Source organism: Bradyrhizobium sp. SMVTL-02 (assembly GCF_051853005.1).
Lineage (GTDB): Bacteria > Pseudomonadota > Alphaproteobacteria > Rhizobiales > Xanthobacteraceae > Bradyrhizobium.
In genome coordinates, this window is record NZ_CP182469.1 from 2,339,816 (window position 1) to 2,354,220 (window position 14,405).

Genomic DNA, 14,405 nt, shown 5'->3' on the forward strand with positions numbered 1-14,405 from the left:
ACCGGTTTCTCCTCAGCGACCATGCGGAGGTTGCTTGTCATCAACGATGCAATTTTCGATCAGTTGAGGAAGCTGGAAAGCGACGTTGTTGAAGGGGAGCCACGGCTCGCCCGCCCCAGCGGCAGCTTCAGCAGGGCCGACAGCAACTTTTATCGCTGCTGCAACGATAGACCGTGCCGGAAGAGCGAAACGCAACAGAGCGCGAATCGCAACCGGCAGGTGAAAATTGCTTCTGCGTCATAATCATAATGACTCCAACGTAAAAAAAGAAAATAGTGTGCTTAAAAAGAAAAGAATGGGAGGAATGGATGGACACTGCGAGTCGCCTGCGCGCCATGGCATCATTGTGCCGTCAGACCGCCGCGCATAATCCAGATCGAAGCTGGAAACTGCTCGCGGAAGCTGAGTATTGGGAGCACCTGGCTCATGATGCGGGGCTCGATTCTTCCGAGCATTGCTCGGTGGGCTCGCCGCACTTAGCGGCAGAGCGGGAGAGCTCCGAGCGGGCTCCGGCCCTCGCGCAGTGAATGCGCGGCGCGGTCATTGCCAGCCGGCGCGCTGGTTCCTGCTGACCGATCGCTATGCGAAATCGGCAAGTTCGCCGCTCAGGCCGGCCTTGCGCAAGCCGTCGAGGAAATGGTCGCGGTCGACGGGATCCCTGTACCTAGCGGCGCGTATCCGGGCGAGCTCGAGTGTGTTGACCGGCAGCGCCTCGCCACGCCCGCTCAATTCCAGACCTCGCTCTCGAATGAATGCACGCACCTCGACGTCCGCCTCACTCGGTCGATCGATTTGCGCGTAGCACGCCGCAAGGAGCGCGTGGGACCAGCGATCACTCGATCGCGCTTCCCTGAGCACCTTGATCGCCTGTTCGTAGTCGCGCGCCGAATAGAGCGCCAGCGCGTGATACCAATGGTAGATGTTGGGAGGAAACGGGTTGAGCTGTTTGGCCGATCTGATCCATGTCAGCGCGTCCCGCCAATGCCCCCAATAGACTAGGATGTTGGCAAATGCTGCGGCGACGTCCGCATCGTTCGGGTTGAGCGTCAGAGCCCGCTTGAAGTGGGTTTCGGCCTCCTGGTGACGGTTTTGCAGGAAAAGAAGCTGGGCGAAGACGCCGTGCGACCAGGCATCATTCTCATCGAGATCGAGTGCGATCTCGATCTCGCGACGCGCATCGTCCAGCGAGGGCGCGGCGGGCGATTCCAGAAACGCGGCGCAGACGATGGTCCAGGCGATATTGGCGTGAGCGCGGGCATAGGCTGGATCGAGCTCCACGGCTCTTGTGAAGCAACCTCTCGCCTCATCCATGCTTGTCACGGTCAACTGACGCCATCGCTCGTTCCCCAGCAGGACGAGATCGTAGGCCGTGATGTTGGAAGTCTGCTTGCCTCTTGCGATCTCGCGGCCCGCGTCCTCAACCCGGCCGGGCAGCGCTGAGACGATTCTGCCGACGATTTGGTCCTGGATGGCGAATATGTCTTCGATCTCGCGGTCGTAGCGCTCCGTCCAAAGGGTGAAGCCGCTCACGGCATCCAGAAGCTGGACCGTCACCCGCACCCGTTTCCCGATCCGGCGCGCACTTCCTTCCACCACATATCGTACGCCGAGCTGGCGGCCGACCTCTCTGATGTCGGACGACCTTGCGCGGTAGAGGAAGCTGGAATGGCGGGCCACGACGAAGTGCGACCGGAAACGCGACAATTCCGTGATGACGTCTTCCGTGACTCCGTCGGAAAAGTAGTCCTGTGCCGGATCGCCGCTCAAGTTGGCAAAAGGCAGCACGGCCATCGATGGTTTGTCGGACGGAGCGAACGGGAGCAATGTCTGCCGTCCGCGATCGAACAGGGCCGCGGCTGGCGGGCCGACGTAGCGGTAACCGCGGCGCGGCAGGGTCTCGATCCAGCTGCTGCCGCCTTCGACGTCTGCAAACGTCCGCCGCAGCGCCGCGATCTGTACGGTCAGATTGCTTTCCTCGATTGCGAGCCCCGGCCAGGCCGCCTCCATCAGCGCGTCCTTGGCAACCGGCTTTCCAGCCTGCTCCAGCAGCAGCCGAAGCAGTGCGACCGCCCGCCCGCCGACACCCAGCGGCTCGGCGTCGCGAAACAGCGTGCCGGCCGCTGTCTCGAGACGAAAGGGACCAAACTCGTAGATCGTCGCCATGGCCTAGAGACACCATTTTTGGCGAAATTTGCAACTTTTTCCGGTTCGATTCAGGAAACGACCCGGCGTTCCGTGAGACGATGGATGGGGCATTGGCGGCGAGGAGCAAATGGGATGGAGCAGCGGCAGCCAGACGACAACTTGATGGGAAAACTGCACGCGGGACCCTTGTCCGCGCCACAACTGCGGCTGAAGGGCAAGGTGGTCCTCGAGGGGGACGCCGGCTACGACGAGGCGCGCAAGGTCTGGAATGGCGCCATCAACAGGAACCCGGCCGTGATCGCCTACTGCGCGGATGCGCAGGATGTGGTCGAGGCCGTGACGTTCGCGAGATCCCGCCTCTTCCCGGTGGCCGTTCGCAGCGGAGGCCACAATGTCGCTGGCCTCTCGGTCTGCGACGGTGGCATGGTCATCGACCTGTCGCGGATGAAACGCATTGACGTCGATCCGGTCCGTCGCACCGCATGCGCAGAGGCAGGTCTGTACCTCGGCGAGTTCGATCGTGCCACGCAGGCGTACGGTCTGGCGACCACCATGGGGGTCAACAGCGACACCGGCATCGCCGGGCTCACGCTTGGCGGCGGCTTCGGCAAGCTCGGGCGAAAATACGGACTGACCTGCGACAACCTGATCGCCGCCGAGGTGGTGACGGCCGAGGGAAAGATCTTGAGGGCCAGCGCGACCGAACATCCCGACCTGTTCTGGGGCCTACGAGGCGGCGGCGGCAATTTCGGCATCGTGACTGCGTTCGAATACCAACTGCATTCCATCGGCACGTCATTGCTCGTCGCGTCGGCGCTTCATTCCTACGATCAGGCACGCGAGGCCATGCGGTTCTACGGTGAATTCGCCCGAAACGCTGCCGACGAGGTCAATGTCGATGCCGCCCTTGTGACGCTGCCGTCGGGAGAGCGATATTTCGGTATCACTGGCTGCTATGTCGGCCCGCTTCACGACGGCGAGCAAGCGCTTTCGCCGATCGTCAAGTTCGGCTCCCCCGTCGAGACGCGGCTCGCAACCATTCCATATCTCGATATACAGTCGGGCGGCGATGCCCTGTTTCCGCGGGGACGTCGCTATTATTGGAAGGCGCAGTTCCTGCGCGAAATCGGTGCGGGGGCAATCGACACGCTGCTCGACGCCTATGCGAGAGCGCCCAACACGTCGTCGCTATTGGTCTTCCAGCACGTCGGCGGCGCAATCGCGCGGGTTCCGGCGTTCGACACGCCTTACGCAAATCGCGATGCAGCGTTCGACTGCTTCCCGGTCGCGATCTGGCATGATCCGGCCGACGACGACGCAAACATGCGCTGGGCGCGCGAGCTGTGGAGCGCCGTCAGGCCCTATTCGACGGGCGGCGTGTACGCGAACAATCTCGGCGACGAGGGCGAGGATCGCATTCGCGACGCCTATGGCGAGAATTATCAGCGTTTGGCCGCGCTCAAAACGAAGTATGATCCGACCAATTTCTTCCGCCTGAACCAGAATATCAAGCCGGCGCCATAGTTCATAACATTCGAGATCCGCCAAATGCGAAGCCGCTGGACCATACTTGTTGCTCTGTTCGTCGCGCGGGCCGCCATCGCCTTTCAGTTTCAGAGCGTCGCCGCCGTCGCGCCGCAGCTGAGCCAGAGTCTGGGTGCGAGCCTCGCCGATATCGGCGTTCTGATCGGACTCTATTTTGCTCCGGGCACCGCGCTTGCCCTGCCGGGTGGTGCGATCGGCGGCCGCTATGGCGACAAGGTGACGGTCCTCACCGGACTCGTGATGATGCTGGCCGGTGAACTGCTGATGACCACGTCAACGTCATGGAGCGCGCAGATCGCGGGCCGGCTGACTGCCGGCATCGGCGGTGTTCTCCTGAACGTTCTGATGACCAAAATGGTCGCGGACTGGTTTGCCGGTCGGGAAATCGCCACCGCGATGGCCATTTTCATCAATTCGTGGCCGGCTGGCATCGCGCTCTCTCTGATGCTTCTGCCAGCCATCGGCGACGCCCTCGGGCTCCATGCCGTTAATTTCGCCGTCGCAGGGCTGATCCTGATCGGGCTTGGCGTCATCGCCTTGGTTTATCGCGCGCCTGATGCGACCGTCGGGGCGGACGGCCAGCGCGGGAGCCTGACCGCCTACACGATCTGCGCCGTGATTGCCGCCGGCTTGATCTGGTGCCTCTACAATATCGGCTTCGCGATGATCTTCAGTTTCGGCCCATCGATGCTTGTGGAGCAGGGCTGGTCCGGTGCCGCAGCGGGATCGACAGTCAGTGTCGTGCTCTGGCTCGCCGCCCTCTCGGTTCCGCTCGGCGGATTCCTCGCCGATCGGACCAAACGCGGCGAGGCCATCCTCGTGACAGGTTGCATCGCCTTCGCCGGTCTGACGCTTCTTCTGTCGCGGAGCGGCATGGTGGTTCCCATCGTCGTTGCTCTCGGAATCCTCTGCGGCTTGCCTGCTGGGCCGATCATGAGCTTGCCGGCGCGTGTGCTCGACCAGACAATGCGGCCGATCGGAATGGGACTGTTCTACACGGTCTTCTACGCCGGCATGCTGGCCGGACCGGCGATCGGAGGCAAGCTCTCCACGTCGTTCGGCTCCGCGAGCGCTGCGCTCGACTTCGGCGCCGGCGCGCTCCTGGCCTGTCCCGTCGTGCTGTGGCTGTTCCGCCGTATCGTTGCCGGCCGCTCTGGATCGGCCCGGAGCGTTCGAGCTCCCACTTAGACTGGAGCGAGCTGCCGCGAGCGGCGCAGGCGCCGCCCGTGACAGCCGTTGTTTCAATGCCTTCCGGGCAAAGGCCGCGCTCGCCGCAAGGGGAACGTCGGTGCGGCAGATACGTTGCTGGCGAGCATGGCCAACGCAGGACCGGAACCGATGTACGCGCTGTTCGAGGGTAATAAGCAGATCGGCAATCCCTTTCCGACCGAGAAGGAGGTGTGGGAAGCCGCATTGATCGAGGGATTGGTGACCGATGTTCCGGTCGCCGACGAGGAGGGCGGCCGACTTCTTCCCGCAGGATATCACGTCGCGCGGGTCGACGAGACCTGCACGCCGCGACCGGACTGGAAGCTGCCGCGCGAAATCTCGTAAGCAGGGCTCGTTCTAGTCTAACACAGGATGAAATTGGGCGGGCCGTTGGTGATTCACCTCTCCCGGAGGAAGAGGTGAATCGAGCCCTGGGCGCGCATCGATTCAACCAAATCTCATCCGCTTTAGTTCGCGCTCAGCGCCGACTTGGCGACCTCGGCCATCCAGCTGGAGGTGACGGGAAGGATGGCGTCGTTGAAATCGTAGCGCGGGCCGTGCAGCTCGGCGCCGTCGCGCAATTCGCCGTTGCCGATCCAGACGAAGGCGCCGGGCCGATGCTTGAGGTAGAAGGCGAAGTCCTCGCCGGCCATGCTCGGTGCGAGGTCGCGGCGAACGGGAGCCTGCACCTTCTCGGCGGCGAGGCGCGCCAGGCCCGCCTCGGCCGGAGTGTTGATCACCACGCCGACGCCCATGACGATCTCGGGCGTGACCTTGACGCCGAAGCTCGTGGCGATGCCGGCGCAGGTCCGTTCGATCGCGCCCAGGATGGTGTCCTTGATCTCCTCGCGGTGAAACCGCAGCGTGCCGCGGATCACCACTTTGCCCGCGATCTGGTTCGGCGCGGTGCCGCCATCGATCGTGCACAGCGACAGCACCGCGGTGTCGAGCGGATCGACGCTGCGTGACACGATCGACTGCAGCGCCACGATCAGATGGCCGGCCGCCATCACCGGATCGCGCGTCAGATGCGGCATGCCGGCATGTCCGGCATGGCCCTCGATGGTGATGGTGACGCGGCCGCCGGAGGCCATGACGACGCCGTCATGGACCGCGATGCTGCCGGCCTGCAGACCGGGCCAGTTGTGAAAGCCGAACACCCGCTGCATCGGAAAGCGCTCGAGCAGCCCGTCCGCGACCATCATGCGCGCGCCGCCATAACCTTCCTCGGCCGGCTGGAAGATGAAATGGACCGTGCCGCTCCAGTCGGTATCGGCGGCGAGCAGCGCGGCCGCGCCGAGCAGCGAGGCGGTGTGTCCGTCATGGCCGCAGGCATGCATCACGCCGGGACTGGTCGAGGCGTAGGGCAGGCCGGTGTCCTCGGTGATCGGCAGCGCATCCATGTCGGCGCGCAGGCCGACGCGGCCCTGCGCAGACCCGCGCGTCAACGTTGCCACGATGCCATGGCCGCCGACGCCGGCTTCGAAGGGAATGCCGAGCTCGGTGAGCTTGTTCTGCACGAAGGCGGCGGTGGCCTTCTCCTGGAGGGACAGTTCGGGGTGGGCATGCAGATGCCGGCGCCACGCGGTCAGTTTCTGGTGCAGCTCGGGTGTCAAGGCAGGGAATCTTTCACTGGGAGGGCCGGCTTGCAGCCAGCATAGCCGAATACCGGGCCGAAGCATCAGGCGCCGGCGAATGCCCCGCGTGCAGCAATGCGCGTTGCCTACGCCGCCAGCTTCGCCAGGCCCTTCCAGTCGAAGCCGATGCCGTGGCCCGGACGGTCCGGTGCCAGCGCCTTGCCGTCCTCGAGCACCAGCGGATGCTCGATATATTTGTCGAGGCCAAAACCATGCGCCTCCAGATATGACCGGTTCGGGCACGCCGCGAGCAGATGCACGGTGATGTCGTGCGCGCCGTGGCTCGTGACGGGCAGGTTGAAGGCCTCCGCCAACCGCGCGATCTTCATGAAGGCGGTGACGCCGCCGCAATTGGTGACGTCGGGCTCGGGATAGGATACCGCGCCCGCAACGATGTAGTTCTTGAACTCCCACAGCGAACGCAAATTCTCACCCGCCGCGATCGGCACGCCGGCGGCCTGCATGATGCGGGCATGGCCCGCGACGTCATCGGGAATGACGGGCTCCTCCAGCCAGGTGAGATCGTAGTGCTGGAATGCGCGGGCGGCGCGGATGGCTTCCTCGACCGTCCACTTCATGTTGGCGTCCGCCATCAGCGGAAAGCCGTCACCGAGATGCTGCCGCATGGCGGCGACGCGCGCGACGTCGGAGGCAAGGTCGGGTCGGCCGACCTTCATCTTGATGGCCCGAAAACCTTTGGCGAGATTGCCCTCGGTCTGCTTCAGCAGCGCCTCGACCGAGAGATCGAGGTCGATGCCGCCGGCGTAGCAGGGCACGCGTGCATCGAAGCCGCCGAGCAATTGGTACAGCGGCAGCTTCGCGCGCCGCGCCTTCAAATCCCACAGCGCGATGTCGAGCGCGGAGAGCGCCAGCACCGTCGGCCCGCCACGTCCCCCGTAATGCAGGCCCCACCAGATATGATGCCAGATCGCCTCGGTGTCGTCGGCCTCTCGTCCCTCGAGCAGCGGCGGGATCTCGCGTCCGAGGATGTCGGCAATCGCCCCGCCATTTCGGCCCACGGTATAGGTGTAGCCGACGCCCTCGGCGCCCTCGGCATCGCGGATGCGGCAGGTGATCAGTTCGAACGCCGCGATCTCGCCATGCGTGGAGTCGGACAGCGTGACGGGGAGGGGGATCCGGTAGGGTCCGGTGTCGATGCCTGCGATGCGTACCATGTGGCCTCCCTGATGATTCTTTCTTCTTCTTCGTAGGCTTAGCTGGCGGCTGCGCGAAGCGCAGTCCGCTGGCGTGACCCACCACTTTTGTCGCCGCGGATAGATGCCGTGGTGGGTCACGCTGACGCGAACCCACAATACGGACTCACCGCATCGTCGCAATCTGCACGGCCAGCGCACAGGCGCGGTCGTATTCATCGAGATTGATCCATTCGTCGACCGTGTGCGCCTCGTTCTGGCCGGCGCCGAAGGTCACGGTCGGAATGCCGTGGCGGACCATCCAGTTGGCATCGAGGCCGCCATTGGCGGCGCGCACGTTCGGGGTGCCGCCCACGGCAGCCACCGCCTCGATCGCGCGCTTGACCACGGGAAGGTTCTCCTTCATGCGGAACGGATGATAGTCGGTCTCGGCCTTGAACTTGACCTTGCCGGATTTGCCTTGCGCGTTCGTCACCTTCCTGGCCGCCTTCTCGAACGCGGCCTTGTAGGCTTTCGTGATCTCCTTGAAGAATTTTCCGTCATGGCTGCGGCATTCGCCGCGCACATGGACGTAGTCGGTGACGACGTTGGTGGCATCGCCCGCGGGGCGACCTTCGCCGCCGGTGACGGGGCCGACATTGCTGGTGCCCTGCTGCTTGCCCTTCACCACCTTGCCGAACCAGCCGCCGGCCTTCACGTCGGCGAGCGCGAGCGCCATGATCATGGTCGAGGAGATGCCGCGCTCGGGCGCGACGCCCGCATGCGAGGCGCGGCCGAAGATCTCGACGGTCCAGCGGTCGGCGCCGACGGCGCCGATCACGACGTTGGACGCGGAGCCGCCGTCATAGTTGAACGCCATCACCGGCTTGCCGAGCTCGTCCAGCTTGACGTGGCGCGCGCCATAGAGCCCGCTCTCCTCGCGCACGCAGAACAATAGCGTGATCGGGGGATGATCCAGCTTCTGCTTGGCGAGCTCGGCCGCGAGCGTCACCAGCACGCCGCAGCCGCAGCGATTGTCGCCGCCGAGCGCGGTTTTTGCCTCGTTGACGATCTTGCGCCCGGCCTTCTTCGGCTTGGCGCCGGCGCAGAGCGGCACGGTGTCCATGTGGGTCATGAACATGATGCGCGGCTGGTTGTGCAGCGCGCCGCGGCCGGGCAGGTCGACGATGAGATTGCCGGTCTCGGTCGGCACGGGGATGCGCGTGTTGGCATCGTCGAACCGGATCGCCTTCGCCGGAACGCCGGCCTCCTTCAGCGCAGCCGTGAGCTCTCGCCCGATCGCCGCCTCCTGTCCGGTGACGCCCTCGACGGCGAGGAAGCGCATGAGACGATCGGTAGCGGCTTTGTGGTCGACAGGCATGGACTGGAATTCCCTTGAGGCAGATAGCGGCGCAGCATCCACTGCGGCTTGGCATTTCGCAAGGGGCTCAGACCGGCCGCGTGTAGATCAAAAAGATCAGCACGCCGAACGCCAGCGCGGCCGCCATGAACAGCAGCACGGCCGGCAGCCCCGCGAGCGCGGCCACCGCGCCGGTGACGGATTGCATCAGTGCGGTGCCGAGAAAGAACGCGAGATTGACGGCCGCGAGTGCTTTTCCCGCGACCTGCGCGTCGACGAGTTGCCTGGACATGCCGAACAGCAGCGGCTGCGCCGAGGTGAAGAGGCCGATCAGCACGAACAGTGCCAGGTCGTAGCATGGCGGCATGACGTTCACGCCGAACAGCCATGCAACGGGAAAGTGCGGCGCGCCCAGTGCCATCAGCGCGAGCAGCAGCGCCGCGACCGCGTGCGTGCCGGCAACCAGCTCGCGGCGGCGGCCGAGCCTGCGATCGATCATGCCGACCAGCAGGGGACCTGCGATCATCGCCAGCGTGAACGCACCGAGCTGGTTGCCGGCCTCGACCCGCGTCAGTCCCTTGATCTCCATCAGCCATGGCCCGCCCCACAGGCCGCGCAGCACCAGCGTGCTTGCCAGCGACACCAGCGCCAGCGCGATCACGCCGCGCAGCGGCCGCGACAGGCCGAGCCTTAGCACCTCGATCATCTGCGACAACGGCGAGGAATCGTCCTTGTGCTCGGCCGGCTGGCTCGGCACCAGCATGAACACTGCGAGTGCGACGAGGATGCCGCCGATCGCGGAGATCCAGAACCCGGCCCGCCAGCCATATTGGTCGATCACGAAGGCGAGCGGGCTCGACGACAGCAGCATCCCGATGTTGCCGATCGACAGGATGGCGCCCGACCATAATCCGAACCGCGCGGCGGACAATTGCTTGGCCGCAAGCGTCATCGGGCACATCAGCATGCCCGAGGTCGCGACGCCGAGCATGAACTGCCCGACGGCAAAGCTCGCAGGTCCCGTCGCAAAGCCCGAGGCCACCGCGCCGAACACGGTTCCTGCCAGCAGGCCGAGCGACACCGGCCGCACGCCGAACCGGTCCATCGCCGCGCCGACGGGGACCTGCGAGGCCGCGAAGGCGAAATGATAGAGCGAGGTCAGGCTCGCCAGCGCCTGCGGCTCGATGCGGAAATCCGCCGCCATCAGATCGAGACTGACGGCCGGAATCGTGCGCAGCAAGGTCGAGAGCATGTGCCCGCAGGCGAGCGCGACCAGCGCGAAAATCAATACGCGGCTGGCATCGCCCACGTTATCACCGGCAGCACCCATTGAGCATCCGTCCCGACAAAGCTTTTTGGTGCCGTTACACGATCGGAGGGCGCGTGCCAACAGCGGGAGGTGCGTGTCAGCCGACGAGACGTGAGGGCAGAGCAGTCCAGAAACCGGCCGGGGGCGTTCTGGCAGGGGCCTGCGCGGCGATTGCAGGCTTCAGCCAATATGAACCAAGTGGGCCGCCAAGACGTTGTGTATGCTTGGAAGCGGCAAGCGCCCTGATCTGCGGCAGCGGCAATGTCTTCGTCCCAGAGTACAAGTCAGACGACCGGTGACGCGGCCCGCCGAGAGCGGAGAAGGAGCAATTCCCTGCTGCTGGCCCTCGCAGTCGGGTTTCTTGTTTTTGGGGCCGCAACGGGTGCGCTGTATTACGCGTTGCGGCCGGATACGCTCCGGATTGCCGTCGGGCCGCCGGGCAGCGACGATGACAAGGTCGTTCAGGCGATGGCCGACGCCTTCGGCAGCGAGAGCCGAACGGTCCGGCTGTCCCCGATCAAAACCGAGGGCGCGGCAGAGTCTCTTGCCCTGCTTGCCGCCGGCAAGGCCGACCTGGCCATCGGCCGCGGCGACCTCGACATGCCCGCCGAGGCACAGGCCGTCGCGGTCGTGCGCAAGAACTTCGTTGTGCTGTGGGCGCCATCCGGACCTGCGGGCAAGAACTCGAAAAGGAAGCACTCGCCGAAAATCAAGGAGGTCGCCGATCTCGCCGGACGCCATGTCGGTATCATCGGGCGGACCGCGGCGAACGCCGCCTTGCTGCGGCTGATCCTGAGCAGCTCCGGCGTAGCGGCGGACAAGGTCGCGGTAACGCACTTTGGCACGGACAACATCGAGGAACTGGCGCGCGATGCGAGCCTCGATGCTTTCATGGCGGTCGGGCCGCTCGACAGCAAGATCACTTCGGACGCCGTCGCTGCCACGGCGCGCACGCGCGGCGAGCCGAAATTTCTCGCCATCGAGACGTCGGAAGCGATCGCCCTGAAGCACCCTCGGTATGAATCGGAGGAGATTCCGCCGAGCGTCTTCAATGCGGATCCCGCCTGGCCGGACGACAAGGTCGAGACGGTCAGCGTCAGTCACCTCATCGTGGCAAAAAAGACCTTGTCGGAAACGACGGTGGCCGCGTTTTTTCGGCAGCTCTTTGCCGTTCGTCAGGCGGTCGCGAGGCAGGTGCCCGGTGCCGCCCACATCACCAAGCCGGACGTCGAGAAGGACAGCGAGCTGCCGGTACACCGGGGGGCGGCGGCGGTGATCGACGGTAATGAACGCACCTTCCTCGACCGGTACGGCGACTACTTCTGGTTCGGGCTCCTCCTTCTCTCCGGGATCGGTTCGGCCGTCGCCTGGTTGCGTCGCTATTTGAATCGCGACGAAAGGGAGGAAAACACCAGCCATCGCAAGCGAATCCTGGCCATGGTTTCCAGTGCGCGAACCGCGGAGTCCAACCAGGAGCTTCTGTCCCTGCAGCGCGAGGCCGACGCCATCATCCATGAAACGCTCGAATGCTACGATGATGGCGCTATCGAGGAAGAAGAACTCGCGGCATTTGGGCTGGTGCTCGAGCTGTTGAGCAACGCCATCGCGGAGAGACGAGCCGCGCTGCAGCGCGCCAGTTTCGAAACCGTTCGAGGCGCCGCAACAGCGCCGCGAGGGTGAGGTGTCGGGCTAGCATGCCGTCGGCGGCACCTGGAGCGCGCTACTGCTCCTGGATGACCACCGTCATCGCCTGCGCGACAAGGTGAACGCGCCGGGCCTGTAGCGCCGGCTCACCCGACGCGCGGATTCACCACCGCATAGCCCCGCAGCGATCGCGCGTGAATGCGGGTGGCCCGGCCTCCTGAATTGCCGTCATACGCCATCCACACGTCTCCGCCGACATGCTGCTCCAGAACGAAGACGTGCCCGTGCCGCGCAGCGACCATCCCGGGCGCAGGCGAGGTCCGCGGAAAGCGCAGCCAGTTCGCAGCCAGATTCAATCCCGGCACGATGTGGCCAAACACGCGGATCGACGCCGCGCAACCGCAGAAGGAGCGCGGGCAGCCGGATGGACGGCCGCCGACGACCTGGCCTGCGCCGTCCGCTGTTGCAACCCGCATGATGGCAACGCGTCCCGTCATCTCTTGCGGCGCGCGAACACGCGATGCCGTCGTGCGCATGTTCGAGCCGGAGAAGTCGCAGGGCATGACGACGTTGCACTCGGGCGGCGACGCCGCGCGAAGGGATCGAGCGGGGCGTGCGTCGGCAGCGACCGATGAAATCGCAACAATGCAAATAAAGGAAAAGGAAAACGCAAACGCAAACGTAAAACGACGGTACATCGCAGGTCTCCAGCTTCATGAAGCCTGCCCCGCCGCAGAGAAGGAACAATCCTGGACCAAAATACGACGGCGAACCCGGAGGAAAATGAGGCGCTTTTGTGGCGAAGGGCGGAGCCGAACTGATTTCGCCGGCTCCGCTTCTCTAACGGTCACTCGCCCGGTGCGACGCGCAGCCGGTGCAATCGGCGCAGCTCGCCGGCGGCGTCCTCCATCAGCCTGTGCGCCGCCTCATGCTCCCGGCCGACGATGAAGCCCGATGCAAAAGCCTGCGCGCGTCGGTTGGCCGGCGGCGCTGTCAGCGCCGTCTCCGTCGCCAGCTCGCGATGCGTCATGAAGTCGTTGAGCGATCCCAGCGCGGATTGAATCGCTTTGAGTTGGCCGGAGAGGCTAGCGAGCTGCCCCTGGTCGTGATCGCTGTAGAGACTCCGAAAGAAGTCGACGGCGTAACGGATCTTCTTGATCCTGATCCGCAGCTTGTGACGCTGCCTCGGGTCGAGATCGTCAAGATGCTTGCCCTGCTTGCGCGCCTTCCTGATCCGGCGGTCCAGCACCGCGGCGGCGTAAGCAGCAATCGACCGCTCGTCGTCGGTGTGGGACTGGGCGGTCTCGATCCACTCGATCAGGTCGATCAGCAGGCGGCGGTAGCGGGGCGATTCGACCGCCTCGCGGGCGCGCGCGAAGGCGGCCCTTCGCTCCGCGGAAAACTTCCTGGCGATCGCGCGAGCGCCGCGTTTCGGCACGCCCTGATCGGCGATCGGCCGAATGCTTTCATTGAGGAAGACGTCGATCTCGCGCGCGGGCGCCAGCTCGCTTGTGAGCCATTTGAGCTCGGCCTTGATCCGTTCCGTGCTGGCGCGCGGCAGGACGTCCGAGAACAGCGAGATCGCGGCTCGCAAGCGCCGTAGGCCGACGCGCATCTGGTGGACGCCTTCCGAATCCATGTCCCGCACCGGATCGGCATTCGCCGTAATCTGGCGAAGCGTCGAATGCGCGATCACGCCGAAGGCAATGCGCGGCGAGAGCTCGCATTTGAGTGCGATCGGCTCGGCGTGCTGCGCGCCTGCGCCGTTTCCCGTCACGAGCTGAAAGCCTCGCTCCGCTTTGGAGCGCAGATCGAGCTCGGCGCCCGTCCTGCGTTCGAGATTGCGCGCCAGGCGGAACAGATCGGCGACCTGTCCTGACTTCAATTCCAGCTCGAGCTCGGCGACCGGCCGCGAGCGCTCCCCGGCGCCGATGCGGCCACGGTCGATGGCGAGCTCGATCTGGCTCTTTCGCACCCGCCTTGCCTCGGTGGTGCGATGGATCTCGGTCTGAAAAACCGGTCGCAGCTTGCGTGGAAGCTTCTTGGACGCGAGGTCCGCAAGAGGCGTGTTCTTGATCTTCTTGAAGTCGGGCGTTGCGCCCGCGACCTCATGTTCCCATTCGCCGCGCGTCACGGTTCCGGAGCCGCCCGCCTTCACGGTCTGCACGTAGCGATCGCCAACCTTGCGGATGCGGAGCGTGAGACCATGTCGCCTGAGCTTCTGCTTGCTGGTGTCGTAATAGGTCGACACCAGATCCTGCTCCGACCGGTCGCCGTGCCGTCCGTTTGAAGCTGCGGCCCGCAAGACGGATGACAACTTTCGCGGCGCAAGGCGGAATTTCAGTTCAGTTTCGGCATTCATCGGGCATGCTTCCGTTGCCCATTCAAGTGGTGCCAGCTCGAGAAGTTCCGGTGCAAAGGCA

Annotated in this window: 11 protein-coding genes and 1 pseudogene; 4 read left to right on the top strand and 8 right to left on the bottom strand. The window is 64.9% G+C overall.

What is annotated here, in order from left to right; all coding sequences use genetic code 11:
• Nucleotides 1-579 precede the first annotated feature (579 nt).
• Nucleotides 580-1,677 carry a tetratricopeptide repeat protein gene (locus ACNJYB_RS10945; protein ID WP_439375527.1) on the bottom strand — a complete coding sequence of 366 codons (1,098 nt, stop codon included), beginning with the start codon at nt 1,675-1,677 and terminating at the stop codon, nt 580-582.
• Nucleotides 1,678-1,932: 255 nt separating this feature from the next.
• A pseudogene (locus ACNJYB_RS10950) lies at nt 1,933-2,163 on the bottom strand (winged helix-turn-helix domain-containing protein); the annotation flags it as partial.
• Nucleotides 2,164-2,307: 144 nt separating this feature from the next.
• Between ACNJYB_RS10950 and ACNJYB_RS10955 the strand changes: the two are divergent.
• The 3 genes from ACNJYB_RS10955 to ACNJYB_RS10965 all read left to right on the top strand — a co-directional run bounded on the left by ACNJYB_RS10955 (nt 2,308) and on the right by ACNJYB_RS10965 (nt 5,244).
• Nucleotides 2,308-3,669, top strand: a complete 1,362-nt coding sequence (locus ACNJYB_RS10955) for an FAD-binding oxidoreductase (RefSeq protein ID WP_439373963.1) — start codon at nt 2,308-2,310, stop codon at nt 3,667-3,669.
• 24 nt (nt 3,670-3,693) lie between these two features.
• Nucleotides 3,694-4,878, top strand: coding sequence for an MFS transporter (locus ACNJYB_RS10960; RefSeq protein WP_439373964.1), 1,185 nt, complete (start codon nt 3,694-3,696; stop codon nt 4,876-4,878).
• A gap of 150 nt (nt 4,879-5,028) precedes the next feature.
• Nucleotides 5,029-5,244 (top strand): hypothetical protein, encoded by a 216-nt coding sequence (locus ACNJYB_RS10965; protein ID WP_439373965.1) that lies wholly within the window; start codon nt 5,029-5,031, stop codon nt 5,242-5,244.
• A gap of 122 nt (nt 5,245-5,366) precedes the next feature.
• On the opposite strand, the gene ACNJYB_RS10970 is transcribed toward ACNJYB_RS10965, so the two are convergent.
• The 4 genes from ACNJYB_RS10970 to ACNJYB_RS10985 all read right to left on the bottom strand — a co-directional run bounded on the left by ACNJYB_RS10970 (nt 5,367) and on the right by ACNJYB_RS10985 (nt 10,359).
• On the bottom strand, nt 5,367-6,515 hold the full coding sequence (locus ACNJYB_RS10970; protein WP_439373966.1) for an amidohydrolase: 1,149 nt from the start codon (nt 6,513-6,515) through the stop codon (nt 5,367-5,369).
• A 107-nt stretch (nt 6,516-6,622) separates the two neighbouring features.
• Nucleotides 6,623-7,711, bottom strand: a complete 1,089-nt coding sequence (locus ACNJYB_RS10975) for a mandelate racemase/muconate lactonizing enzyme family protein (protein WP_439373967.1) — start codon at nt 7,709-7,711, stop codon at nt 6,623-6,625.
• A gap of 145 nt (nt 7,712-7,856) precedes the next feature.
• The gene (locus ACNJYB_RS10980; RefSeq protein WP_439373968.1) at nt 7,857-9,050 is read right to left on the bottom strand and encodes a M20/M25/M40 family metallo-hydrolase; all 1,194 of its coding nucleotides are present in this window, start codon (nt 9,048-9,050) and stop codon (nt 7,857-7,859) included.
• A 67-nt stretch (nt 9,051-9,117) separates the two neighbouring features.
• Nucleotides 9,118-10,359, bottom strand: coding sequence for an MFS transporter (locus tag ACNJYB_RS10985; protein WP_439373969.1), 1,242 nt, complete (start codon nt 10,357-10,359; stop codon nt 9,118-9,120).
• A 240-nt stretch (nt 10,360-10,599) separates the two neighbouring features.
• Here ACNJYB_RS10985 and ACNJYB_RS10990 point away from each other — a divergent pair, with 240 nt between their 5' ends.
• Complete coding sequence (locus tag ACNJYB_RS10990; RefSeq protein ID WP_439373970.1) at nt 10,600-12,018, top strand: TAXI family TRAP transporter solute-binding subunit; 1,419 nt, start codon at nt 10,600-10,602, stop codon at nt 12,016-12,018.
• Nucleotides 12,019-12,128: 110 nt separating this feature from the next.
• Here the strand turns inward: ACNJYB_RS10990 and ACNJYB_RS10995 are convergent, their stop codons facing one another.
• Entirely contained in the window at nt 12,129-12,680 is a 552-nt protein-coding gene (locus ACNJYB_RS10995) for a hypothetical protein (RefSeq protein WP_439373971.1), read from the bottom strand.
• Between the two features lie 149 nt (nt 12,681-12,829).
• Nucleotides 12,830-14,344 carry a CYTH and CHAD domain-containing protein gene (locus tag ACNJYB_RS11000; protein WP_439373972.1) on the bottom strand — a complete coding sequence of 505 codons (1,515 nt, stop codon included), beginning with the start codon at nt 14,342-14,344 and terminating at the stop codon, nt 12,830-12,832.
• Between the last annotated feature and the right edge of the window lie 61 nt (nt 14,345-14,405).

Bases quoted from the DNA above. Each gene is read 5' to 3' on its own strand.
- ACNJYB_RS10955 (WP_439373963.1), top strand. From the start codon at position 2,308: ATGGGAAAACTGCACGCGGGACCCTTGTCCGCGCCACAACTGCGGCTG.
- ACNJYB_RS10960 (WP_439373964.1), top strand. From the start codon at position 3,694: ATGCGAAGCCGCTGGACCATACTTGTTGCTCTGTTCGTCGCGCGGGCC.
- ACNJYB_RS10965 (WP_439373965.1), top strand. From the start codon at position 5,029: ATGTACGCGCTGTTCGAGGGTAATAAGCAGATCGGCAATCCCTTTCCG.
- ACNJYB_RS10975 (WP_439373967.1), bottom strand. From the start codon at position 7,711: ATGGTACGCATCGCAGGCATCGACACCGGACCCTACCGGATCCCCCTC.
- ACNJYB_RS10980 (WP_439373968.1), bottom strand. From the start codon at position 9,050: ATGCCTGTCGACCACAAAGCCGCTACCGATCGTCTCATGCGCTTCCTC.
- ACNJYB_RS10985 (WP_439373969.1), bottom strand. From the start codon at position 10,359: ATGGGTGCTGCCGGTGATAACGTGGGCGATGCCAGCCGCGTATTGATT.
- ACNJYB_RS10990 (WP_439373970.1), top strand. From the start codon at position 10,600: ATGTCTTCGTCCCAGAGTACAAGTCAGACGACCGGTGACGCGGCCCGC.
- ACNJYB_RS10995 (WP_439373971.1), bottom strand. From the start codon at position 12,680: ATGTACCGTCGTTTTACGTTTGCGTTTGCGTTTTCCTTTTCCTTTATT.
- ACNJYB_RS11000 (WP_439373972.1), bottom strand. From the start codon at position 14,344: ATGAATGCCGAAACTGAACTGAAATTCCGCCTTGCGCCGCGAAAGTTG.